This window comes from Actinokineospora baliensis (assembly GCF_016907695.1).
Taxonomy (GTDB): Bacteria; Actinomycetota; Actinomycetes; order Mycobacteriales; family Pseudonocardiaceae; genus Actinokineospora; species Actinokineospora baliensis.
In genome coordinates, this window is record NZ_JAFBCK010000001.1 from 5,601,781 (window position 1) to 5,628,041 (window position 26,261).

8 protein-coding genes are annotated in these 26,261 nt (G+C 71.0%); 6 read left to right on the forward strand and 2 right to left on the reverse strand.

Annotated features, from left to right (window positions below; genetic code table 11):
• Positions 1 to 3: 3 nt before the first annotated feature.
• Positions 4 to 1,317: an MATE family efflux transporter gene (locus JOD54_RS25190; RefSeq protein ID WP_204453764.1), complete on the reverse strand. Its 1,314-nt coding sequence runs from the start codon at positions 1,315 to 1,317 to the stop codon at positions 4 to 6.
• Positions 1,314 to 7,376 carry a non-ribosomal peptide synthetase gene (locus JOD54_RS25195; protein WP_204453766.1) on the reverse strand — a complete coding sequence of 2,021 codons (6,063 nt, stop codon included), beginning with the start codon at positions 7,374 to 7,376 and terminating at the stop codon, positions 1,314 to 1,316. The genes JOD54_RS25190 and JOD54_RS25195 overlap by 4 nt, the downstream gene beginning before the upstream one ends.
• A gap of 487 nt (positions 7,377 to 7,863) precedes the next feature.
• Between JOD54_RS25195 and JOD54_RS25200 the strand changes: the two genes are divergently transcribed.
• From JOD54_RS25200 to JOD54_RS25225, 6 genes are read left to right on the forward strand one after another with little or no spacing between them, the layout of a single operon-like run.
• Entirely contained in the window at positions 7,864 to 8,877 is a 1,014-nt protein-coding gene (locus JOD54_RS25200; protein WP_204453768.1) for a quinone oxidoreductase family protein, read from the forward strand.
• A gap of 27 nt (positions 8,878 to 8,904) precedes the next feature.
• A complete protein-coding gene (locus JOD54_RS25205) occupies positions 8,905 to 9,804 on the forward strand; it encodes an HpcH/HpaI aldolase/citrate lyase family protein (protein ID WP_204453770.1) in 900 nt (299 codons plus the stop codon).
• Entirely contained in the window at positions 9,801 to 11,027 is a 1,227-nt protein-coding gene (locus JOD54_RS25210) for an aminotransferase class I/II-fold pyridoxal phosphate-dependent enzyme (protein ID WP_204453772.1), read from the forward strand. The genes JOD54_RS25205 and JOD54_RS25210 overlap by 4 nt, the downstream gene beginning before the upstream one ends.
• A 34-nt stretch (positions 11,028 to 11,061) precedes the next feature.
• Entirely contained in the window at positions 11,062 to 11,592 is a 531-nt protein-coding gene (locus JOD54_RS25215; RefSeq protein ID WP_204453774.1) for a MaoC family dehydratase, read from the forward strand.
• Between the two features lie 8 nt (positions 11,593 to 11,600).
• Complete coding sequence (locus tag JOD54_RS25220) at positions 11,601 to 12,866, forward strand: MFS transporter (RefSeq protein WP_204453777.1); 1,266 nt, start codon at positions 11,601 to 11,603, stop codon at positions 12,864 to 12,866.
• A gap of 1 nt (position 12,867) precedes the next feature.
• The gene (locus JOD54_RS25225) at positions 12,868 to 26,154 is read left to right on the forward strand and encodes a non-ribosomal peptide synthetase/type I polyketide synthase (RefSeq protein WP_204453779.1); all 13,287 of its coding nucleotides are present in this window, start codon (positions 12,868 to 12,870) and stop codon (positions 26,152 to 26,154) included.
• Positions 26,155 to 26,261 lie beyond the last annotated feature (107 nt).

Sequence of the window (26,261 nt, forward strand, 5' to 3'; positions counted from 1 at the left end):
CCGTCAGGCTCGTGACCTCGTGCTCCACACGAGCACAATCACGGCTCCTGCTGCCAGGTCGGCGAGCAGTTGGCCGGTGGGGATGCCGGAGGCGCCGGACAGGGCTGTTGTCGCGGTGATGGCGGGGACGAGGAGGAGGCCGTTGCGCAGGAGGGTTGTGCCCAGGGCGGGGCGGGGGCGGCCTTGGGCCTGGAACAACGTGGTCGCCACGATCACCAGGCCGACGGCGGGTAGGCCCGTGAAGACGACGGGGAGGGCGTCTGCGATGAGGGTGCGGACGGGGCCGGGGGCGGCGAAGAGGGCGGCCACGGGGGTGGAGAACAACCAGGCCAGCGCGGCGAGGACGGCGGCGACGGCGAGAACGTAGAGGGTGAGGACGCGGGTCACGGCCTGCAGTCGGTGGTGGTCGCTGCGGCCCGCGGTGTAGCCGAGGAGACCTTGCGAGCCCATGCAGAAGCCGGTGACCGCGAGGATACCCAGCAGGTACAACCGCAGGACGACGCCGATGGCGGCAAGGTGGTCGGCGGAGTAGCTCGCGGCGACGCCGTTGACGTAGTTGAGGGTGACGCTGCTGAGGAGTAGGCCGATGGTCGTGGGGGCGCCGACGGCCAGGGCAGGTCGGAGACTGGCCAGTCGTGTCCTGGCTGTGGTGGGGCGGAGAGTGCCCGGGCCGGAGCGGAAGTACCAGAAGTATGCCCCCGCGGCGGCGGCCTGGGCGAGGAACGTCGCGATGCCCGCACCCGCTACGCCGAGGTCCAGGCCGAAGATGAGCAGCGGGTCGAGGACCAGGTTGGTGAGGAACGCGATGAGCTGGGTGCGCATCGAGAACCGCGTGTTCCCCTCAGCCCGAGCCAAGAACCCGCACAAGATGTTGACCGTCATCACGACATACCCGGCCAACGTCGGCACCGCATAAGCAACCGCGAGATCCCGGACGTCCTGTGGGACACCGAGCAGACTCACACCCCCGAGCGCCAACCCCGCACCCAGCACGGCGGCCAACACGCCACCTCCGAGCACACCGATGACAAGCCCGGACCTGGCGGCCACGTTCGCGGTGTCGTGGTCGTCCGCGCCCATTGCCCGTGACACCACAGAGGACAGTCCCTGCCCCAACCCAGACGCGGCCGCCGTGACCACCAACGTCACCGGAAACACCACGACGACAGCGGCAACCGCCGCCACACCGATCTGGGCGACGAAGAACGTGTTCATGAACTGATAAGCGACACTGGCCAGCAATCCCACCACAGTGGGGATGGCCAGCGCGGGCACAAGCCGCGCGGGAGAACCGGTGCGAAACCGCTCAGCACTCATGCGAAGCCCTGTAGCCGGGTGGTGAGGCGGGTGGCGAAGGTGCGGCTGGCTGGGTGGGTCATGCGGGAGTACTGGACGAAGAGGCGGAGGGCACCGTCTGCGAAGTCGACGTGGGTGCGGAGCCAGTGTTGTTGGTTGGGGGGCATGGGGTCGCCCACGAAGATGTTGGCTTGGGTCGCGCCGGTGAGGGTTCGGGAGCGCATGGCGCCTAGCGGGGCGCGGTGGTTGAGGACGACCCTGGGGGCGGGGAAGGCTCGGAACGTCTCTCTGTGTGCGGCCAAGCCGGGGAGTTCGCGCATGGCTCGGAAGCTGATGCCCGCCAATGGTGCGGTGTGGCGGTGGTGTGCGACCAAAGCGACTTGTTCATCTACAGTGGACTCTGCGTCTACTATGCAGGGGAAGGGCACCAGTTCGGCGGTGAAGGCCAGTGCGCTGGACAGGTCCACGCCCGGTAGGACCGGGGTGCGGCCCATCATCAGGCTGTCCACCCACAGGGCCCTCCTCCGCTCCCCCGCGCCGAGCTCCAACGTCAGTGCCACCATCAGCGCGTCGTGCAGGCCGACGGGGCCGAAGCGGGCCAGCAGGCGGTCTGTTGTGGGCTGGTCGAGGTGTACGTAGCGCACGGATAGGCGGTCGCAGAGGTCTTCGAAGTCTGGGCCACGGGTCCCGGCAGCCAGCATCTCCCGCACTTGGGCACCCGCCGACGGGTCCACCGGTGCGGGCGCAGGTGCCACCCACGTCAGGCGCGAGGGGTCCAGCTCGTCCCAGGGCAGGCCGGACCAGCACGCCGTGATCTCCTCGGCGTGCTCGGTGCACGCCCGCTCCAACCCACTGGTCCACGCGCGCATGACGGCACCGTCGTCGTGGGTTGGGAGGGCGGTCGGGTCGGCGAGGAAGCGTTCGAGGTCGGTGATCAGCAGGCGGTAGGCGTAGCCGTCGAGGAGGAAGTGGTGGACCAGCAGGAGTACCCAGGTGCGCTCGCCCGCGTCGAAGCGGATCAGGCGGATCAGCGGGGATTCACCGTCGAAGCGGAACTCGTGTTGGGCCGCTCGGGCGATCTCGCCGACCACGGCGGACGGGTCGACGGCAGCGGTCAGGTCATGTTCTTCGAGGTGCAACTGAGAGTTGAAAGGCACTCTCAGGGCGAGATCTGGCGTCATGGCCGCAGCAAGGGAGGGGTAGGCGGCGACCAGCCTGCCCAACGCGGAACTCAGGGCCGCGCCAGAGGGGCCGTCCTGGCCGAACTCCCAGCAGTCGCACATGTTGTAGTGCTCGGCGAACCCCTGCAGCCGGTGCATGCTGAGCGCCGTCGGGGACAAACCGATCTCGCCAGGCGCGATCACCGACCGCAGTTCGGCGCGGTTGACCGCCTGCGCCAGATCACGCAGCACCGGGGCGTCGTGGAGATCGGCGACCCGCACCTGGAGCCCAGCGTGGCGCAACCGCGTCACGCACCGGACGCTCATCATCGAGTCGCCACCCGCAGCGAAGAAGTCGGTCCCGCGCGTGACCTCGATCCGCAGCAGGTCCACCCAGACCGCGGCGATGGTCCGCTCCGCGTCTCCAACCGGTGGATCATCCACATCGGACACTGAGGCGACGGGCAACGGTAATCGCGACCGGTCGAGCTTGCCCGCCGACCCTCGCGGCAACGCGGGCAGCGTGACGATCCGGGCGGGAACCATGTACGCGGGCAATGTCGACGCCACGGCGGCACGCACTCCCTCGGCACCCGCAGTCACGTAGCCCACCAGGAGTTCCTCGCCAGGCCACCAGTGCGCCGCAGCATCGGATCCACTGTGGAGGGACAACGCACGGGCTACCTCGTCGAGTTCCACCCGGTAGCCGCGGATCTTCACCTGGTGGTCCGCACGCCCGGCGAACTCCAGCTCACCCCGGGCGTTGATCCGGCCACGGTCACCGGTCCGGTACAGCCGCGCGCCGCCCAGCTCCCCGAAGTGCCGCGCGGTCAACGCATCGTCGTGCCAGTACCCGGAGGCAAGGCAGGCTCCGAGCACACCGATCTCCCCGACCGCACCGGCAGGCACTGGCGCTCCATGCTCGTCCAGCACGACCAGGGTCACGTTGTCGACCGCCTGACCCAACGGAATCGACTCGTACACGCGATCACGATCGACCTCGTGCCACGCGGCGTTCGAGCTGCATTCCGTTGAGCCGTAGAGGTTGTAGAGAGTCGTGTCCGGGTAGTCGCGATACCACCGCGCGGCCAACGCGGGCGGCAACTCTTCGGTACTCGACGTGACCACTCGCAAGTCCCGGGCACGGCCCGGTCGCCCGGCCTCCAGAAGTCCGGACAGCACCGGCGGCGATGCGAGCAACCGGGTCACACGATGGCACTCCAAGAGTCCAAGGAAGCGATCCGGGTCGCGCAACTCATCGCCAGAAACGAGCACGGTCGGCACGCCTCGAAGGAGGCCGCCGAACAGTTCCCACGTGCTTGCGACCAGACTGAGCGACTTCTGCAGCACGACGACCTCCCCGTCCGCGAACGGCAGGGCACGCCACATCCACTCCAACCGGTTGAGCACCGCACTCTCCGGCACCACAACGCCTTTGGGCGCGCCGGTCGACCCTGACGTGTACACCACGTGCAGCACGTCTGCCAGATCCGCCCCTCTGGAACCACCAAGTACACGCACCTGCCCGCTCTCGACCACCGCGGACGGACCAAGATGAGCAGTGATCTCGGCGGCGCGTGCAGGCGGACAGTGCTCTGGTAACACGGCATAGGTCCGTCCAGCGAGCACGCAGGCCAGGACGGCGACCACACCGGCGCGGAGCCGGTCGTCAGCGACCAGAACCGGTTGATCACCGTCAAGGCCCCGCAACGTCTCGGCCAACACCATCACCTCAGCGTGGAGATCGGCGAAGGTGACCGAACCCGCGGACCCCAGCAACGCGACAGCGTCCGGAGTCTCACGCGCCTGCGCGGTGAACAGCGCGGCGAGCCCCTCCGACCTAAGCGGCCTCGACACCCCAGCGATCTGCGCGGTGGGCAGAGGGAGTTCGCCGACCTGCGTGGAAGGTATGGCCTGGAGCGCTTCCGCCAAGGCGGCCAGAACCGAAGCACCAAGGCCCTCTGGGAGGACGCCAATGCGCCAAGAAGCCTGGAGGTAGATGCCGTCGGCTTCCTCTTGGGCGTAGATGGTGAGGTCGTACTTGGTGTGCCCGGTTTCCAGTTCCCGCACACGTACCCGCAGGTCGCCCTCGACGACCGGCTCGGCCTTCTCCGAGTACACGTTGACCATCACCTGGAACACCGGGGAGCTCGCTGCTCCCCGGTCGACGCGCGCGTCCGCCACCATGGCGCTGAACGGGTACCGGGCATGGGACAACGCTTGACGGACGGTCTCCCGCACGCGCCCGTGGAGGTCGACCATGGAGTCCTCGGTACGAACACTTGCCCGGATCGGCAGCATGTTCAGGAAGAAGCCCAGCAGGTCTTCGGTTCCGGGCTCTTCGCGCACCACGTGCGGTGACCCGATGATGAGGTCTTCCTGGCCGGTGTACCGGTGGAGCACAGCCAGGACCCCGGTGACAAGTACACTGTAGAGGGTTCCGTTCGCGGCAGCCGCCACGTCACGTAATCGCCTGGCGGCAAGGGAATCCAGCCACACACCCGCGGAGGTTCCAGCGCTGTCGGCCTTGCGCGCGCCTCGGCAGTGGGGCAGGCGGGTCGGGATCAGATCACCTTTGAGCTGTGTCGCCCAGTAGTCACGGTCGATTGAGGCGGGTTCGGGTTCATACGCGGCATAGTCACGAAGACCGATAGCCGGAGGCGGGAGCGGCACGGTACCCCCGGTGAGCGAGGCGTAGATCGACCGCAGGTGGCGGGTCAAGACCGACAGCGACCAGGCATCCATCACGATCTCGTGCGTGGTGAGCAGGAGCGTGTGCCGGACGGCTGAGTGCCGGAACAAGACCAGCCGGAACAGGCGGCCCCTCTCCAGGTCGAACCCGAATGCGAGCTCCTCCGCCCGCCGTTGCGGCAGAGGGGAATCCGAGACCTCCACGTCCGGCGCGAACGGATCGTCGACGACCAGCAGCGGACGGCCATCACGGGCCGGGAACCTCGCACGCAACGTGTCGAACCGCCGCACCAGCTCGGTCCACGTCTCGCGCATCGCGTCGTAGTCCAACGGGCCGTCGATCTCCACGGCGGCCTGCAGGACGTAGTCGCAGCTACTCGGGTCGAGTTGCCAGAGGAACCACAACTGCCGTTGGAGCGACGTGGGCGGTACCTCGGCGTCCGCGGGAACCGGTGCACGATGCTCCTGCGGCGGCACACCGCCGACGCGCTCTGCCAACGACTCCAGGTCCGAGTCGAACAGGTCGCCCACCGACACGGCGGTGCCCTGGGCGCGCAGCCGGTTCACGACGCGGATCGCGGTCAGGGAGTCGCCGCCCAGTTCCACGAACCGGTCGTGGCGGCCGATCAGACCCACACCGAGGACCTCGGCCCAGATGTCGCGCACCAGGGTTTGCGGTCCGGGCAACGGTTCGACGAAACGGGGTGCGCCGAAGGGCCGCTGCAGTTCGGGTGCGGGCAACGCGGCGTGGTCGAGCTTTCCGTTGGCGGATAGCGGAAAACTGTCCACCTCGACCAGCCACTCGGGGATCATGTGGTCCGGCAGCAGGCGGGCAGCGTGGGCGTGCAGGTCGGCACGGGTGGCGGGTACGTCGTGCCACTGGAGGTAGCCGACCAACCTGGCCGGAGGCTCTTCGGCGGCTACGAGTGTCTCGCGGGCGGTCAGCTTCTCCGCTGTGCCCGTGCGGAGCACGACCGCGGCGGCGCGGACAGCGGGGTGCTGTTCGAGGACGGTCTCGATCTCGGCGAGTTCGATCCGGTGACCTCGGACCTTGACCTGGCGGTCCAGCCTGCCGTGGCACTCGAGCAGGCCGTCCGACCGCAGCCGGGCGAGGTCGCCGGTGCGGTAGGCGCGGCCGGGACCGAACGGGTTCGCCACGAAGCCGCCCGCGACTCCGGCCTCACCCGCGTAGCGGCCGACGCCCGCCCCCACGACGAGCAGCTCACCGACTTCGCCCACCGCCACCTCGTCGTCCGTGCCGGGGGCGACGACGTGCGTGGTCAGGCCAGGGATCGGGCGGCCGATGGGAGTCCACCGCTCGTCGGGCGAGAGCGGTTCGGTGAGCAGGTGGTGGGTGACGCCGTCCGCGCACTCGGTGGGGCCGTAGTGGTTGAGCAGGGGGACGCCCGGATACCGCTCGAACCAACGGGCCACCGTGTCCGGCGGCAGCTGCTCGCCGACCGTGGCGATCACCCGCAGGTCGGGCAACGGCTCGCGGGGACCACCGAGGAACACCCGCAGCAGCGAGGGCACGAACTGCGCCACGGTCACCCCGCACCGGCGCAGGTGCGCCGAAAGGACGCCGGGATCCCGCTGGGTGGCCGAATCGACGATTGTTACAGAGGCGCCCGCGCAGATCGGCGCGAGGAACTGCCACAGCGAGATGTCGAAGCACTGCGACGCCGTCTGGGCCACCACGTCCGAGGGCGCCAGCGACAAGTCGGCGATCTTCGCCCGCAGGTGCCCGACCAGTCCGGCGTGGTCGATCAGCACCCCCTTCGGCCTGCCCGTGGTGCCGCTGGTGAAGATCACGTAGGCGGTGTCCCCCGGCTCGGCCTCCTGGACCGGGTGGGGTGCGACGGTCGCGAGGTCGTCCAGGTCGACGACCAACTCCGAGCCGTCCGACGCGTGGTCGGTCAGCACCAGCCGGGCTCCGGAGCGGTCCAGCACGTAGCGCTCGCGCTCCCGCGGGTGCGCCGGGTCGAGCGGCAGGTACGCCGCCCGCAGGCGCAACAGCGCGAGGATGGCCACCAGGGTCAGCGGCTGCCGGTCCAGTCGAACCCCCACGACGTCCCCGGCCACGACCCCGGCCTCGGCCAGCCGGGCCGCCAACGCCGCGGCCGCCGCGTCCACTTGGCCGTACGTGAGCGACCGGCCGCCGCCGGACACCGCGATCCGGTCCCCGTCCGCCGCCGCCGCGGCCAGAAATCCGCCCAATACGGATCGCACCCGAAACCCCTCCCGCCGAAACGAGCGCCACAATAGCCACCACCACCCCGGATTCCCCGTTTCCGCCGATATCCGGACCCACATCACGCACCCCACCGGCCCGCCTGACCCGAATGGCCGCCACGGCGGCACCGACTGGCCCAATCCCCGCCGCCGCGCGGCATTCGTCCGAATGGCGGTTCCGCGGTCGCCGAAATCGGGCAGACCAGGCACCTACCAGCGCGGCGCCACCGCGCAGAACCGCTGATCGGTCCACGCGAACACGTCGCGATCGGGGGTTGTTCAGCCATGCGGCTGCGGAAAAGGAGCCGAACGGCGTCTTATCCCGCCGTTCGACACACCTTTGGATATGGGTGGGCAGGCGAGGCGTGGAGGGGGACCTGGGGGCTTGCCCGCGAGCATTTCGCGCAATTGCGAGCTCCGCACCGCGTGGCTCGCGTCGAGCGATTCCGCCCATAGCCGTTTCACCGACGCTAGGACCGAGCTGATGCCCCGAACCGCACCACCGGAGCAGACCGTGACCGCGACCGACCTGATGCGCGCCGCGGTGCTGCGCCGCGTCGGGGGCCCGGACGTCCTGGCCGTCGAGCGGGTGCCGGTGCCCGTCGCCGGGGACGGGCAGAGCCTGGTCGACGTCGCGTTGGCCGGGATCAACTTCGACGACCTGGAGCGCCGGGCCGGTGACACGCCCCCGCCGCCGCTGCCCGCCGTGCTCGGGGTGGACGTGGTCGGCCGCAGGCGCCGGGACGGGCAGCGGGTCGCGGTGCTGATGCGCGGCGGCGGCGGGTACGCCCAGGTCGTCGCCGCGACCGACGCGTACTCGGTCGAGCTGCCCGACGACATCTCCGACGAGCAGGCCCTGGGGATCTTCGAGCAGGGCGCCACCGCCTACGGCGCGCTCTCGCTGGCAGGCAGGCTCAAGTCCGGTGACTCGGTCGCGGTGTCAGCGGCGGCGGGCGGCGTGGGCCACCTCGCGGTGCAGCTGGCCGTCGCGCTCGGCGCCCGGCAGGTCATCGGGATCGCCTCGACCGAGGCCAAGCGGGAGCTGGTCACCGAGCTCGGCGCCCACGACGTGCTGGGGCCCGACGACCTCGACGGCCGGCTGCGCGAGGTCACCGGTGGTCGCGGCGTCGACCTGGTCGTCGACGCGACCGGGGGCGAGCAGACCAGGGCGCTGCTGCGCGGACTGGCCCCGTTCGGCCGGTTGGTCAGCTACGGCTGGCGCTCGGCCGAGGAGGACCGGGGCGCGGTCTCGGTGTCCACGGAGGAGCTCACCGACGGGTCGATCGGGTGCGCCGGGTTCTGGATGCGCCACGTCGTCGACGACCGGCCGCTGCTGACCGCGATCGTCCAGGAGCTGTTCCGGCTCGCGGGCCAGGGCCGGTTGCGCGCCCACATCGACCGGGTGGTGCCGCTCACCGGGGTCGGCGCGGCGCACGCCGCGATCGCCGCCAGGGCCACCTCGGGCAAGGTGCTCATCGACGTGAACCGGGAGAGCTGAGGCGTGTTCTCCCGATACTGCCGCTGCGTGCTCAGCGTCCCGGCCACCGCCCCGGAGCGGTTCACCTCCTGCCACGCTTCCGGCGCCGACGTGTGCGTGGTCGACCTGGAGGACTCCGTTCCCGCGCACCGCAAGGAAGAGGCCCGCCAGAGCGCCGCGGGGTTCTTCAAGGACCCCGCGGCGCCGCGGTGCGGCATCCGGGTCAACGCGGTCACCGAGCCGGACGGCCTGCGCGACCTGCTGGCGCTGCCGCACTACCCGGTGCGGCCGACCATCGTGCACCTGCCGAAGGTCGAATCGCCGCGCGACGTGGAGATCGTCGACCAGGTGCTCGGCGCGGCCGATCACCCGCTGGAGCTGTTCGCGGTCGTGGAGACCCCGCGCGGCGTGCAGAACCTGGCCGAGATCGCCACCGCGTCGCCGAGCCTGCGCGGCCTGATCTTCGGGGCCGCCGACTACGCCGCCGCGCTGGGCATCGGCCTGGACTGGGAGCCGCTGGCGGCGGTGCGGGCGATGGTGGTCAACGCGGCGCGCGCCGCGGGCCTGCACGCGATCGACGCGCCCACCTTCGAACTGGTGGACATGGCGCTGGTGCGGGCCGAGTCGATCCAGGCCAGGCGGCTGGGCTTCAGCGGCAAGATCGCGCTGCACCCCAGGCAGGTGCCGGTGATCACCGAGGTCTTCTCCCCCGACCCCGAGCAGCTCGCGCACGCGGGCCGGATCGTGGCCGCCGCCAGGCGCAGCGGCCAAGGGGTCGCCACCGTCGACGGCCGGATGGTCGGCAGGCCGTTCTTCGAGGAGTCCCGGCGCCTGCTCGACGAGTTCGGCCCCGCGCCCGAACCCAGCACCACCCCGCCCGCTCCCCCGCTGCCCGAGCACGACCCCCCGCTCCCGCTGCTGCCCAACCCCCATGGAGGACTCCGATGACCGAGACCGACGTCCGGGAGATCACCGGTCCGCGGAACTTCCGCAACAGCACCGCGCTGGTGGACAACGCCGACCCGGTGTGGCAGGCCGCCGCCGACAACGGGCTGATCGGCATCACCGTCGACCACGAGTCCAACAACCGGCTGGTCGTGCCCGAGACCGGGCACGCGTTCGCGAACATGTGCTCGTGCTCCTACCTGGGCCTCAACCGGCACCCGGCGGTGCTCGACGGCGTGGTCGACGCCGTGCGCGAGACCGGCACGATCGAGCTGATGACCTCCACGACCCGCATCCGGCCGACCATCCAGCTGCGGCTGGAGGAGGAGCTCGGTGACCTGTTCGGCGCGCGGATCCTGCTCAGCACCACGTGCAGCACGGTGACCGCTGGTCTGCTGCCGCTGCTGGCCTCCGGGCACCTGGCCGAGGGCGGCCCGCGGGTGATGATCTTCGACAGGTACGCGCACTTCTCGATGTCCTACGTGAAGGCCACCTGCGCCCAGGAGAGCCTGGTGCTCACCAGCGGGCACAACGACATCGACTTCATCGCCGACGCCTGCCGCAAGTACCCCAGCGTGGCCTACATCGCCGACGGGGCCTACTCGATGGGCGGGTCCGCCGCGCTGGAGCAGCTGCTGGAGCTGCAGGACCGCTACGGCCTGTACCTGTACTTCGACGACTCGCACTCGCTGTCGATCATGGGTGAGCGGGGCGAGGGTTTCGTCCGCTCGCACACCGCGCCCGGCCCGCTGACCACGATCGTGGCCAGCCTGGGCAAGGGGTTCGGCAGCGGCGGCGGGTTGGCGATGCTGCACAGCTCCAAGCAGGTGGAGTTCCTGGCCAGGCACGGCGGCCCGCTGGGCTGGTCGCAGAACCTGTCGGTGCCCACCATCGGCGCGGCGCTGGGCAGCGCGGCGATCCACCGCAGCGCCGAGCTGGGGAAGCTGCAGGGCGAGCTGGCGGCGAACCTGGCCCGCTTCGACGAGCTGCTGCCCACGCCGCTGGCGGGCAACGGGCTGCCGGTGCGGCGCATCGACGTCGGCGAGGCGGACCGGGCGGTGCGGCTCTCGACCGAGCTCTACCAGCGCGGCTACTACAGCTCCGCGGTGTTCTTCCCGATCGTGCCGCGCGGGCAGGCCGGGCTGCGCGTCATGATCCGGTCGGACATGGAGCACGCCGACCTGACCGCGTTCGCCGGTCACGTCACCGAACTGCTTTCGAGCTGACCCACCATCCACAGTGGACCACCAGGAGAACCCCGTGCACGAGCAGCACCCGGTCGGGTACCGCAAGGTCGGCGAGAACCGGTTCCGGGAGGTCGTCGGCTTCTGCTACGAGGACCTCATCGTCGGCGCGGTGATCGAGCACCGGCCGGGGCGCACCGTGACCGAGATGGACAACGTGCTGATGTCGGTGCTCAGCATGAACGACGCGCCGCTGCACATCGACGCCGCCTACAGCGAGAAGGGGATGTGGGGCAGGCCGCTGGTGTCGAGCCTGGTGACGTTGAGCATCGTCGCCGGGATGGCCGCCCGCAGCACCAGCGGCCGGGCGCTGGCCAACCTCGGCTGGGAGAACATCCGGCTGCCCGCGCCGGTGTTCGTCGGCGACACCCTCTACGCCGAGAGCGAGATCACCGGCAAGCGGTTGTCCAAGAGCAGGCCGGGGGAAGGCATCGCGCACTGCCGCACGATCGGGAAGAACGCCTCCGGTGAGGTGGTGCTCAGCTTCGAGCGCAGTTTCCTGGTGGCGCTGCGCGACAACGACGGCGCCGACGCGTCGGGGTACTGAGCCGCTCGATGACGACCGACGCGCCCGTGGCGGCGCCGAAGACAGCGGACATGCGGCGGTTCCAGGTGCTGGTCGCCGGGAACGCCGCGTCGTCGTTCGGCAGCTTCTTGAACATGGTCGCGCTGCACCTGTTCGTCTACGAGGCGACCGGCAGCGCGTTCGCGACCGGTGTGTTCCTCATGGTGCGGATGGCCTGCGGGTTCGTGGCGGGCCTGCTCGGCGGCGTCGTGGCCACCCGGCTGCCGCGCAAGGCGGTGATGATCACCTGTGACGTGCTGCAGGCGGTCGTGCTGGTCGTGTTCGCGCTGCTGCCCTCGTCGGCCAGGGTGCACATGCTGCCGGTGGTGGCGGTGTCCATCGGGTTGCTGACCACGACCAGCGGTGTCGTGCTGCGCAGCAGCGTCCCCGATCTGGTCGGGCCGGACAACCGTTTGCGCGCCAACGGGTTGCTGGTGACCGGGCGGGCCGCCTCGATGGCGGTCGGGTTCGCCTGCGGTGCCGTGCTGGTGTCCGCGGTCGGCTACCAGGTGGCGTTCCTCATCGATGCGGGGACGTTCCTGGTGTCGGCCGCGGTGCTCGTCTGCACGCCGCTGCGGTTCCCGGCGCGCGGTGGCTCGGCGCGGACCACCGGCGGCGGGTTCCGGTCGCGGCGGCGCGCCGTGGTGGCGGCGCTGGTCGCGGCGCCCGCGGTGCTGGTCATCGTATCGATCCGGGCGGTTGACGCGTTCGGCTCGGCGTCGCACCAGGTCGGGGTGCCCGTGCACGCGACGCAGGTGTCGCCGGATGACCCGGCGAGTTTCGTGGGCGGGTTCTGGGCGGCGTGGGCGGTCGGGCTGTTCGCGGCGCACCAGGTCGCGTCCCGCTTCTACCGCGGCGACCAGCGCCGCGTGGAGTGGGCGTTCGCGGTGGGCACGGCCACGATGTCGCTGGCCTTCATCGCCGCGTTCACCGACATCGGCTACCTGTGGGTGCTGCTGGTCCTGCTGGTGGCCGGGATGGCCGACGGGTTCACCGAGATCAGCTACACGACCCGGGTGCAGGCCGAGCCGGAACCCGCTCGCGGGCACTTCTTCGGCCTGACCGCGATGGCCGAGAACGCCGGGTTCGGCGTCGGCGTGCTGGTGGCGGGCGGGTTGCTGGAGGTGTGGCGGCCGTTCGCCGTCGTCGCCCTGCTGCACGGGGTCGTCGTCGTGATCGCTCTGACCTACCTCGTCGTCGCCGTGGCCCGCAGCCCCCGGTCGACCGGCGAACCGATTCCCAGTTCGAGGAGTTGACTTGTCCGAGGCACCGCCGCTGGCCATCACCCGTCATCCGCTGGTCGCCGACGCCGCTGTCTTACCGCGCGTCGCCGAGGACGGCCGCGAGTTCCGGGTCGTCTACGCGGTGCCCGCTCCGGGGGCCGACGCGGCGCGGGTGCGGGCGGTGGTGGCGGCGCTCGCCGTCTCGGGCCGTGACGAGGCCCCGGTGCTGGTGTCGACGGTGACGGTGATCCCGCGTGACGGGCGGGGCGATCCGGACGCGGCCGCGCTGGCCTTGCTGCCGGTGCCGGAGTCGGTCGTCTCGCAACCGGTCCCGCTGCCCGATCCCCAGCCCGGCCGCCGCCACCTCGGGGACCTGGTCGACCTCCCGCCGCAGTGGGCGGTGGGCCCGGTCGCGGCGCTGGCGGACCCAACGTCTTCCCCGACCTCCGGCCCGCCCGCACGCGGCAGGGGTGACGAGCCGCGCTTCCGCGATGATGACCCGACGACCCTGGTCGAAGCCCTGATCGCCTCGGCGCGCTCGTTCCCCGACCGGGGGATCCACCTGGAGCGCGACGGGCAGACCACCGTGCTCACCTACCCCGATCTGCTCCAAGGCGCTCGCCGTGTCCTGACCGGGCTCCGCGCGGCGGGTCTCCAGCCGGGAGACGCGGCGATCCTGCACACGCCGTCGTTGATCGAGCACTTCGTCGCTCTCTGGGCATGCATGATCGGTGGGATCCAGCCGCTCGCGGTGGCCCAGTCGGCGACTTACGACACCCGCACGGCCGTCCTGGACAAGCTTGAGAACGCCTGGCTGGACCTGTCCCGCCCGGTCGTCCTGGCAGGTGGGGACACCGTCGCCGGACTGCGCGGGTACGGGGAGCGGTCCGGGTGGACCGGTCTGCGGGTGCTCGACCTGGCCGAGTGCGCCGTCGCCGAGACCTCGGAGGACACGTACCGGCCCGCCCCGGGGGACGTGGCCGCGTTGCAGCTGTCGTCGGGCAGCACGGGCAAGTCGAAGGTCATCCAGATGACCCACCACGGGCTGGTCCGGTACGCGCAGGGGGCGCGGCAGGACAGCCGCATGGACACCGGGGACGTGTTCGTCAACTGGCTGCCGCTCGACCACGTCGGTGCGCTGATCCTGTCGCACCTGGGTCCGATCGTGCTCGGCTGCGACCAGGTGCACGCGCCGACCACGCAGGTGCTGGCGGATCCGCTGTCGTGGCTGGACCTGTTGCACCGCTACCGCGCCCAGCACAGCTGGTCGCCGAACTTCGGGTACGGACTGGTCTCCGACGCTCTGGCCGGACGGACGGCGCGAAGCTGGGACCTCAGCTGCGTGAAGTCGCTGATCAGTTCGGGTGAGCAGAACACCGAGCCGGTCCTGCGACGGTTCCTCGACTCCATGCGGCCTTACGGCGTCGAGGAGCACACGTTGCTGCTCGCGTGGGGCATGGCCGAGACGTGCACGGTGATCGCCTACCAGCCGTTCGGCCCGATCGCGGTGCAGCACGTGCGGCAGTCGGCGTCGGGTGGCGCGCTCGAGCTGCGCCCCACGGCCGAGCCGGGGACGACGACGTTCCTCAGCGTGGGCAAGCCCGCGCCGGGATCAGAGTGGCGGGTCACCGGGCCGGACAGCCGGACCGAGCTGCCTGAGCTCCACATCGGACGGTTGCAGGGCCGGTCGGAGCGGATGACACCGGGCTACCTCAACAACCCGGAGGCCAACGCCGAGGCGTTCCCGGGTGACGGGTGGTTCGACACCGGGGACCTGGCCTACCTCGTCGACGGGCGGGTGACGATCACCTCGCGCGCCAAGGAGATCATCATCATCACCGGCACGCACTACTACTGCCACGAGATCGAGGACCTCGTCGGCGCGCTGGACGGGATCGCGCCGAGCTTCGTCGCCGCGTTCGCGGTCCCGGGGCCGGACGGGGTCGAGCGGCTGGGCGTGGTGTTCGTGCCCGAGGGCGGGGCCGACCTCGGGGCCACCGTCGGCGCGGTCCGCGGGCGGTTGAACGCGCGGCTGGGGCTCGCGTCGGTCCTGCTGGTGGCGGTGGACCGGGATTCGTTCGACAAGACCACAAGCGGCAAGATCCAGCGGACCGCCATGCGCGCGCGGCTGCTGTCCGGCGAACTGGACCAGCGGCTGCGGGCCGTCGAGCTGGCCGAAGCGGGCCCGCGCACGATTCCGGACGTAGTCCACCGGCCTGAGTGGGTTCCTCGGACGATGACGACTCGCCCGAGGCCTGGTCGCGTGCTGGTGCTCACCGATGAGCCTTCGCTGGCCGGGGAGTTGCCCGACGCGGTGGTGGCCGGTTTCGGAGATGCTTGGCAGGCCTCAGAACTGGTCGTCATCTCGTCCACTGTGGATACTGACGCGCTGGCGGCGGTCAAGGTGCTGGCCGCCCAGGGGTGGACGGGCGAGCTGGTCACGGTCAGCCGGGGTCAGCACGTGATCACCGGGACCGAGCCGGACGGGTCCGCGGGCGCCCTGGTCGCCACGATCGGCGAGGCGTTCGCGTTGGAAAACCCCGGAGTGCGGGCGTGGCACTTGGATCTGCCCGGGGATGAACGGGATGCCCAGGTGTTGACCGAAGCGCTCACCTGGTCGCACCGGGAGCCGGTGGTGGCCTGGCGCGGGGGTCCACTGGTGCGCAGGCTGCGGCGGGTCGATCTCAGCCCCGGCCCGGACGCGCCGGAGCCCGGGTCGTGTTGGCTGGTCACCGGGGGTCTCGGCGCTGTGGGCCGAGCGATCCTGCCGGGGCTGGGGTTGCGACTGCTGGTGGTGGGGCGAGGCCCTGAGTCCGATGTGGACAAACTGGGTGCGGATGTCCGGTACGCGAGGGTCGATGTCGCCGACGGTGCGGCGCTTGAGGCCGCTGTCGCCGAGGCCGAGCAGACTTGGGGAGCCCCACTGGCAGGCGTGCTGCACCTTGCGGGGGTCTTCGAGCGCGCACCGATCGCCGAGATGTCCGCGGTGCGTTGGCAGGAGCTGACACGGGCGAAGGTCGCGGGTTCGTTGGCGGTCGCGGAGGTGCTGCGGCGCAGGCCCAGAAGCAGGCTGGTGGCGTTCTCGTCGCTGCTCCCTCCCGAGGCGGGCTCGGGCGCGTACGCTGCGGGCAACCGGTTCCTTGAGGCGCTGTGCGAGCACCTCGGGCGGGACATCCCCCTGCACTGCCTGACGTGGGGGCCATGGCGTGGTCTGGGAATCAGTGCGGAGCACGAGCAGACGGACATCGCGGCCTTCTCGCAGGCGGAGGGCCGTGCTCTCCTGACTGTCGCGCTCCGGCAGCCACCGGGGGCACTGCTGGTGGGCACACCGCCCACCGCGGTGGCGCTTCCCGCTCAGACACTCGAAGGGGCGGCCGAACCGGCGCGGGACGTGTTTGGCGTCGCTGTGCCGAAGGGCCTGGCACGTGCTGGCAGCGTCACCGCTCGCGCGTCGGGACCGGGCAACGTGACTCGGATCGTCCGCGACACCCTGCGCCAAGTCCTGCCAGGTGGAGTCCCGGCCGACACCCCCTTCTACGAGGCGGGCATCGGCTCCCTCGAACTGCTGCGCCTGCACACCCTCCTGCAGGACGCCCTGGGTCGCGAGTTCCCGCTGACGATGATGTTCGCCCACGGAACCGAAGCGGCCCTGACCCGCCACCTCACCGCGGCCGGTGACCACAGCCAGGTCGCGCGGCCACGGGAGCGGCGGGATCGGCGGATCGCGATCATCGGCATCGCCTTCCGGTTCCCCGGCGCGGACACCCTCGACGAGTACTGGCGCAACCTGCTGTCCGGCACGGTGAGCACCCGCCGGTCCACAAGGGACGAACTCGTCGCCGACGGCCTGCCGGAGTCCCTCGTGGACGACCCGGACTTCGTGCCGGTGACCGGCGCGCTCGACGACATCGCCGGGTTCGACGCCGCGCTGTTCGGGATCAGCCCGGCCGAGGCGGTCCTGATGGACCCGCAGCAGCGGCTGTTCCTGCAGATCTGCCACGAGGCGCTCGAACACGGCGGCTACGCAGGCGCGCCGGGGCGGGTCGGGGTGTACGCGGGCAGCGGCATGAACCTGTACTCGCTGCGTACCTACCTGCGCGAACGCCTCGGCGACACCGACGCGGGCGACCAGTTGAGCGCACTGCAGGTGACCCTCGGCAACGAGCCGGACTTCCTGCCGTCCCGCGTGTCCTACCGGCTGGGCCTCACCGGGCCCGCGGTGTCGGTGAAGTCGGCCTGCTCGACCTCGCTGGTCGCGATCCACACCGCCGTGACCGCACTGCTGGCGGGCGACGCCGACCTGGCACTCGCGGGCGCGGCCGCCGTGCACGTCCCCCGCTTGGCGGGTTACCGGTACCAAGAGGGCTCGATCCTGTCCCGCCAGGGGGAATGCCGGGCGTTCGACGCGGACGCCGACGGCACGGTCGGCGGCAACGGGGTGGCCGCGGTCCTGCTCAAGCCCCTTGAGGCCGCACTCGCCGATGGCGACACGGTCCACGCGGTCATCGTCGGCTCCGCGATCAACAACGACGGGTCCGGCAAGGTCGGCTACACGGCGCCGGGTCTGGCGGGCCAGACAGCGGTCCTGCGCGACGCCCTCGCCTCGGCCGAGCTCACCCCAGCCGACATCGGGTACGTCGAGGCGCATGGCACAGGAACCGCGCTGGGCGACCCGATCGAGGTCGAAGCACTGCGCACCGTGTTCGAGGAGCGCACGGATCCGCTGCTGCTCGGGTCGGTGAAGGCGAACATCGGGCACCTGGACAGCTGCGCGGGCATGGCGGGCGTGATCAAGGCCGTGCTGGCGCTGCGCCACGCCACCGTGCCGCCGCAACCGAACCTGCGCTCGCCCAACCCAGCGCTGCGTCTGGACGGCGGCCCGATCGAACTGCCCACGGGGGCCCGGTCGTGGCCGGTGGCCGGGGTCCGCCGGGCCGGGGTGACGGCGCTCGGGGTCGGCGGCACCAACGCCCACGTGATCTTGGAGCAAGCACCCGAGGTCACCCGGCCCGCACCGGAGCCGGTGCCGTGGGTGGTCCCGCTGTCGGCGCGCAGCGAGACCGCGTTGGCGGAACTGGCCAACCAGATGGCCACCGTCGTCGAGTCCGGCACAGCGTCCGCCGCCGACGTGCTGACCACCCTCGGTTCAGGCCGACGCCGACTCCCATACCGCCTCGTGGCCTGGGGCGACGAGGCTCCGGCCGCCCTGCGGTCCGGCGGATCGGCGACGGGCGTGGCAGGTGACCCCGGTCCCCTGGTCTTCGCCTTCACCGGCCAGGGCATCGACTGCACCGGCGCGGCCCGCCCCCTGATGGCCCACTCGGTGGCCGCGTCGGTCCTGCGCCGCTGCGCCGACCACCACCGCGCGACCTGGGGCACCGACCTGCTGGAGCTCCTGCTCGCCGACGAGTACGAGTGGACCACCGCGATCCTTCAACCCGCGCTCCTGGCGCTGCAACTGGCCCAGGTCGCGCTCCTCGACCACCTCGGCGTACGCCCTGACCTGGTCATCGGTCACAGCGCGGGCGAGTACGCGGCACTCTGCGCCGCGGGCGCGTTGTCGATCGAGGACGCGGTCCACTTGGCGGCCGTGCGGGGCGCGTTGCTGCAGGACATCCCCGAGGGCGCCATGCTGGCGGTGTTCGCGGACATCGACGAGCTGCCGGGACTGGAGCTCGCGGTGCGCAACACCGCGGGTCACAACGTTTTCGGCGGGTCGGCCAGCGCTGTGAACACCGCAGCGGCGACTTTGAGCGCTCGGGGCGTGGAGTGCAGGCGGGTGCCTGGGGATCGGGCGTTCCACACGTCCATGGTCGAACCGGTGCTCGACGAGCTGCACCGGCAGTCGGCGAGGGTCGACTGGCGGCCGACGCGGATCCCGGTCGTGTCCGGCCTCGGTGGTGCGCTCCTGCCGCCGGGGACGATCGTCGGCGCGGACCACGTGCGGGCGCACACCCGGGCCGCGGTCGACTACCGGGCGGGCATCGACCGGCTGGTCGCCGACGGTGCCAGCACGTTCATCGAGGTGGGTCCGTCGGGGTTGCTCAGCGGTCTGGGGCGGCAATGGCCGGGGACGACATGGTCGCCGGTGTCGCGGCGGGCGGCCGACAGCGTGGTCCCCGGGCTCGCCGGGATGTTCTGCCACGGCGTCGAGGTGGACTGGGCCGCGCTGCACCCCGGTCGGCGGGTGCCGCTGCCCACGTACCCGTTCCAGCTGGTCAGGTACTGGGCCGAGCCGGTGGAGCCGGTCAGCGAGGAGGCCGACGGGGCGGTGCAGCTGCGGGACGTGGTCCTGCGGATGGTGCGGGAGCTGACCGCGCACTACCTCGGCGACAAGCCGGACCGCATCGGCGTGGACGCGACCTTCTTCGAGCTGGGCGCCGATTCGCTGCTGATGGTCAACATGGTGCGGGAGCTGCACGCGGCGTTCGGGGTGCGGGTCGCCATGCGGGAGTTGTTCGGCGACGCCGACACCCCCGACAAGGTGACCGCGGTGATCGTGGACCGGATGACCACCGAGCAGCGAACGGCCTTGGTGCCCGTTGCCCTCCCCGAGACCATAGTGGAGCCCCCAGCGCCGGTAGCGGCCGTGGCGCCGCCCGTCGCGGCACCGCTGGCGACAGCACCGCAGATCGGGGTGTCGGCGGGCGGCCACGAGGCGATCGTGCGTGGGCAGCTCGACATCATGGAGCGGTTCGCGATGATCATGTCCGACCAGGTCGCCCTGCTCGCGGGCACACCCGCCACCGCGCCTCCTCCGCCACCGGTCCGCCAAACGCCCGCCCCGCAGGTCCCACCGGCACCCCTCGACGACCGCCAGCGCGCCCACGTGGCCGATCTGCGACGCCGCTACACCGAACGCACAGCGCGGTCGGGCGAGATCTCACGCCGCCACAACGGGCCAGACGACTACCCCATCGCGGTGCGCCAAGCCCGGGGCGCCCACCTGGAGGACGTCGACGGCAACACCTACGTCGACATCGCCCTAGGTGCGGGCAGCCTCCTCTTCGGCCACGAGCCCGCCTTCCTCACCAACGGAACTCCTTCCGGCGAGGACGCCTGGCAGGCCACCGCTCTGCTGTGCGAGCTGACCGGACACGAGAAAGCCGTGTTCACCGCCGAAGCCACCGCGATCCGGTTGGCCCGCACCCACACCGGTCGCCACCAGGTGGTCACCTTCGACGACCACCCACTCACTCCCGACGCCTTGGTGCTGCCCTTCGACGGCACGGGCCTGGACGCGATCCGGTCACGCGCCGGGGACATCGCGGCCGTCCTGCTCCAAGCCGTACCCGGCAGGCCGGTGGAGGTCACCCACGCCCTCCGTCAACTGTGTGACCAGCACGGGATCCTGCTCATCGTCGACGAGGTCCTGACCGGCTTCCGCGCCCACCTCCAAGGGGCGCAAGGCATCTTCGGTGTTCAAGCAGACCTCGCCTTCCACGGCGGCGTCCTCGGCGGCGGCTACCCCGTCACCGCGGTCGCCGGGCGCGCGGACATCCTGGCCGGGGTGCGCCACGAGGGTCACCCGGTTTCGTTGGCAGCGGCCAAGTCCGTGCTGACCTGGTTGCGCGACCAAGGCCCGAGCCTGCAGAACAGGCTCACCGAGCGCACGACGGGTTTGGCGACCACCCTGGACGAGTTCTTCCGCGTCGAGGCGTTCCCGCTGTCGGTGCGGCAATTCGGTTCCCAGTTCCGGTTCACCAACGACGTGGACGCGCTGTACCAGCACCTCGCGTTGGAAGGCGTGCACGTCGGTGACCAGCGCGACTTCTTCCTGTCCACCGCGCACACCGCCCACGACGTCGAGTTCATCGCCAACGCCGTCCGCAACTCCCTGTACGACCTGCGGCGTGGCGGCTTCTTCCCCGGCGGACGCGTACCCCGCTCCGCGCCGCGCGAGCCGCTCCCCCGCATCCAGGTCGCCGCCGCGGTCACCGAACCCGACGCGGTTGAGGTCCCAGCGACCACGCCGGAGTTCAGCCTCTACTTCTTCGGCGACTACCCGCACGACGCCTCGGGCGACAAGTACGCCGCGATCCTCGCCGCCGCCCGGTACGCCGACCGCGCGGGGATGCACGCGGTGTGGTTGCCGGAACGGCACTTCGACTCCTTCGGCGGCGTGTTCCCCAACCCCTCGGTGCTCGCCGCCGCCATCGCCGCGCAGACCGAACGGGTGCGCATCCACTCCGGCAGTGTCGTCCTGCCGCTGCACGACCCGATCCGGGTCGCAGAAGAGTGGTCGGTCGTGGACAACCTGTCCGGTGGCCGCGTCTCCATCGGCGTCGCCTGTGGTTGGCACGCAAGGGACTTCGTGCTCGCACCCGAGACCTACGGGCGCCACCGGGAGGCCATGTACGAGGGCGTCGAGACGATCCGCACGCTGTGGCGGGGTGAGCCGATCACCCGCACCGCGGGCAACGGTGAGCCCGTCGACGTGCGCCTCTTCCCGCGCCCTGTGCAGGGCGAACTCGACTTCTACACCGCGATCGTCGGCAACCCGGACAGCTACCGGCAGGCCGCGGCAGGCGGCTACGGCGTGATCACGAACCTGATGGCGCAGAGCGTTGACGAACTGGCGGCCAACGTCGCGCTCTACCGCGAGACCCGCGCCGCGCACGGTCTCGACCCGGCGGCCGGGCGGGTGGTGGTGCTGATGCACACCTACCTGGGTGAGGACACCGCGCAGGTCCGCGCCGAGGCGTACCGGCCGTTCTGCGACTACCTGCGGTCCTCGCTGGCGCTGTTCAGCCAGCTCACCAACAGCCTGGGCTTCTCGATCGACCTCGAGAACACCCCCGCCGACGACCTCGACTTCCTGCTCTCGCGCGCCTACGACCGCTACTGCGCGGACCGGGCGCTGATCGGCAGTCCGGCCGACGTGGAACCGATCGCGCGGGCACTGGCCGCGCTGGGCGTCGACGAGATCGCCTGCTTCGTCGACTTCGGCCTGCCACCGGCCCGCATCACCGCCGCCCTGCCCGCCATCGGCACCCTTCGATCGGCGTTCCTCTCCCCCGCCCAACCCGCTGTTGCCGAGGTGGTCGAGCGCGCGCCGGAGATCCAGGAGATGACGATCGCCGAACGGCAGATCTGGTACCTGGAGCAGGCCTTCCCCAACCGGCCGACGCACAACGAGACGCTGATCGTGCGGCTCGACGGGGACCTCGACGTCGCCGCGCTGCGGTCCGCCATGTCCGCCGTCGCCGCCAGGCACCCGTCGCTGCGCGCGGTGTTCGGTGAGGTCGACGGTGAACCGCGGCGGATTGTGGCCTCTTCGCGGCAGATCGACCTCCCGGTGGTCGACGACCTCGGCGCCGACGCGACGATCGCGGCGAACCGGATAGCGGCCGTGGAGACCGAGCGGGCGTTCGACCTGGCCGCGGGCCCGCTGTTCGAGCCGCGGCTGGTGCGGCTCGGCGCGCGCCAGCACCTGCTGGTGCTCCGCATCCATCACCTGGTGATCGACACGTGGTCCGCGACCATCCTGTCGACCGAGATCGCCGCCTGCTACCGCGCCGCCGTGGCAGGCGCCGAACCGGAACTACCCGAGCCCAGCGCGCGGCGGACGCTGCCGCGGGTGCCGTCCGAGTCACTCGCCTACTGGACACGGCTCCTCTCCGACGCGCCCTCCGGACTGGCGCTGCCCACCGATCGGCCACGGCGGGCCCAGCCGTCAGGGCGTGGTGCGACCGTCGGGGTCGACCTGGGTGCCGCGACGACATCGGCGGTTCGCGCTCTCGCCCGGGAAATCCGCGCCACGCCGTTCATGGTTGTGCTGGCTGGTTTCGCCTTGGCGCTGCGCAAGCTGAGCGGCGAGAAGGACATGATGGTCGGCACCCCCATCGCGCACCGGCCGGAGGGCACGGAGAAGACCGTCGGGTTCTTCGTGCACACGTTGCCGCTGCGTCTGCGCGCGTCCGACGAGGAGACTCTCGCGGACCTGGTTCGGGTGGTGCGCGAGCAGGTGCTGGGGGCGCAGGACCACCGGGCGGTGCCACTGCCGGAGATCGTCCGTGCGCTCGGCGGCTCGTCGGACCCGCTGCGGAACCCGCTGTTCGACGTGGTGGTGCGGATCAACGGCGACGCGCCCTTCGAGCTGGACCTGCCTGATGTGGTGGCCACGCTGCAGGACGCCGCGATCGACCGGGCGCCGGTGGACCTGGCGCTGCTGCTGACCATCCAGGGCGACACGATCCGCGGCAAGCTGAACTACGCGGTCGACCTGTTCGACGCGCCCACTGCCGAGCGGGTGGCCGCGACCTTCCACTCGGTGCTGGCCGCCGGGTTGGCCGGTCCCGAGCGCGTGCTCGGCGACCTGGTCGCCCCCACTGGCGCCGAAGCGCGGGAGCTCACGGACTGGCAGGACGGCGGTGAACGTGTGCGGCCGCCGTCGCTGCTGCACCACGGTCTGTCCGAAGTGGATGGCCTCGCGGTTGTTGACGAGACCGGCGAGGTGAGCCGGTCTGAGCTGCTGCGCAGGGCAGCGGCGGTGAGCGCGGCGGTTGAAGGTGTTCCCCCAGGGCCGATTGGCGTGCATCTGCCTCGGAGTGCTGACGCGGTCGCGGCGTTGGTCGGTGTGTTGCGGGCCGGGCGGTCGTTCGTGCCCCTGGATCCGGCACAGCCCTCGGGTCGACTCGCGATCATGCTCGCCGAGGCCGAGGTCGCTGCCGTGGTGACCCGGTCGGCGCTGGTCGGCGCGCTGCCGGACGGACTGCCGTTCGTGCTGGTGGACGACCTGCCAGACGGCAGGCCCGGCGAGGTCGTGGCGCGCACACCGGAGGATGTCGCGTACGTGCTGTTCACCTCGGGGTCGACCGGGGTGCCGAAGGGCTGCGTGGTCGAGCACCGGGCGATCACCAACACACTGGACTGGCTGGGCCGCGACCTGGGGATCACCTCGGCCGACCGGCTGTGCTGGTTCTCCAGTCCCGGGTTCGACGCCTCGGCCATCGAGGTGTGGCCCGCGTTGCGCGCGGGTGCGTCCTTGCACGTCGTCCCGCCGGAACTGCGACTGGACCCGGTGGGGTTGCGGGACTGGTTGGTCCGTACCGGGATCACCGTGGCTTTCGTCCCCACGCCGGTGTGTGAGCTCCTGCTCGACCTCGACTGGCCCGCGACCGCTCTGCGGCACCTGCTGACCGGCGGTGACCGGCTGCGACGCCGCCCCGCCGAATCGGTGCCGTTCACGGTGTGGAACGTCTACGGGCCAACGGAAGCCGCGGTCGTGTCGACGTGGACACGGGTGTCGCCAGGAGATGACACACCGCCGACGATCGGGCACCCGGTGCCCGGCACGTGGGTGCGGGTGCTGGACGACCAGGGCAAACAGGTCCCAGCAGGCGTCTCCGGGGAGTTGTACCTAGGCGGCGAGCAGTTGGCGCGGCGCTACGTGTCCCCCGAGGAGACCGCCGCCCGGTTCGTCCAACACCCCGAGCACGGGCGGCTCTACCGCACGGGCGACGTTGTGCGCTGGCGGTTCGACGGTCAGTTGGAGTTCCTGCACCGCAACGACTCCCAAGTGCAGATCCGCGGATACCGCGTCGAACCTGGCGAGGTCGAGCACCAGTTGCGGACCCTGCCGGGAGTGCGCGAGGCCGCGGTCCGGGTGGTGGGCGATTCCCTCGCCGCATACGTGGTGACAGATTCCACTGTGGACTCACTGCGCGCCGGACTCGCCACCAGGTTGCCGGACTACATGGTGCCCGCCGCGTGGATGGCGCTACCCGCCTTGCCGCTGAACACCAGCGGCAAGCTCGACCGGAACGCATTGCCGGAGATCACCGGCGGTGAGGTCACCACCCCGGTGACGGCGCTCGAACGACGGCTGCACGAGGTGTGGTGCGCCGAGCTGGGTGTGGAGTCCGCGAGCGTGACGGCGACGTTCTTCGAGTTGGGCGGCCACTCGCTGACCGCCATCCGAATGGTGAACCGGCTGCGGGCCGAGTTCGGACCGGTGCTCGGAGTGCTGGACTTCCTGCGCACACCCACCATCCGCGGACTCGCCGAGAAGGTGGCGCCCCAGCACGAAATCGAGCGAACGGCGCCCGCGAGTCTCGGGCAGTTGCACGGGTACCGGTTGATGCGCACCAGCGACACACCGAGCGTCCTGACGATCGCGATGCGGTTCGCACTGCGCGGCGCGGTTGACGTGACTGCGCTGGAGACCGCGCTGACCGCGCTCGTGGTCCGACACCCGGCGCTACGCACGAGGTACCGCTACGACGGTGTGGACCTGTGGCAAGAAGTACTTGTCGCACAGCCGGTTCCGTTGCCTGTCGTCCCCGTGACCCCGGAGACGCTCAACGACGTGGTGACGGACTGGGCCGCGCGACCGTTCGACCTCGACGGTGCGCCCGCGTTCCGACCGGTGCTGTTCCCGGTGTCGGCCGAGCACTCCGAGCTGCTGCTGGCCGTGCACCACTCGTTCAGCGACGGCTGGTCGATGGGGATCATGATCACCGAACTCACTGCGCTGTACCGGGCCGCGGTGACCGGCACCGCAGCGGAGTTGGCGGACCTGACCGCCGACTACCTCGACTTCACCACCTGGGAACGGTCCTACTTGGACTCGTCCAGGACGCGGGAGATGATCGCGGGATGGGTCGCGCAGGTCAGGGCGGCCGGGACGGGGCCCCTGCTGCTGCCCGCGGACCGGCCCCGCGGTGAGCGGCTGACCGGGGTCGGCGACTCCGTCACCGCGGCGCTGTCGCCGGAACTGGTCGCCAGGGTGAACACGGCGGCGGTGGACGCGGGGACGACGCCGTTCGCGGTGCTGCTGGCCGCGTTCGCCGCGCTGGGCCACGAGCTGACGGGTGCGTCTGTGATCGCCGCGCACAGCAGTGCCGCGAACCGGCCCGAGGCGGCGTTCGAAGACGTTGTCGGCGTGTTCACGCACACGTCGTGGCTGATGGTGCCGGTCGCGGGCGCACGGTCGTTCCACGACCTGATCATCCGCGCGACCGAAGCCCTGTGGCAGCGATTGGACCTGCAGTCGGTGCCCGCCGCGGTGCTGAACGAGGAACTCGGTGGTCCGTTCGGCGGAAGGCCGCCGCGGGTGCTGTTCGGCCTCTACAACTCGCCACTGCCGGACCTCGAACTCGTCGGCACCACACCCGCGCACCCGGAGGACGTCACATTCCCCGTGGCGCGGGCGGAACAGGGGTGGGCGCTGGCACCGACGGCGGACGGCGGTCTGCTGCTCTACGTGGAGTACTCGACCGACCTGTTCGACGCCGCCACCGTCGCGGGCTGGACCGAGCGCTTCGTCGACCTGCTCGAACGCGGCCTCACAACACCGGACGCGCGCACCTGGGAATAGCGTTCACCGACAGTGGGAATCTCGATGATCGTGTTTGTGGACGGCGAATTGTTTCCCACACAAATCCTTTTCGCGTGTACGACATTTCGGTAATCTGGCGGCGCCGT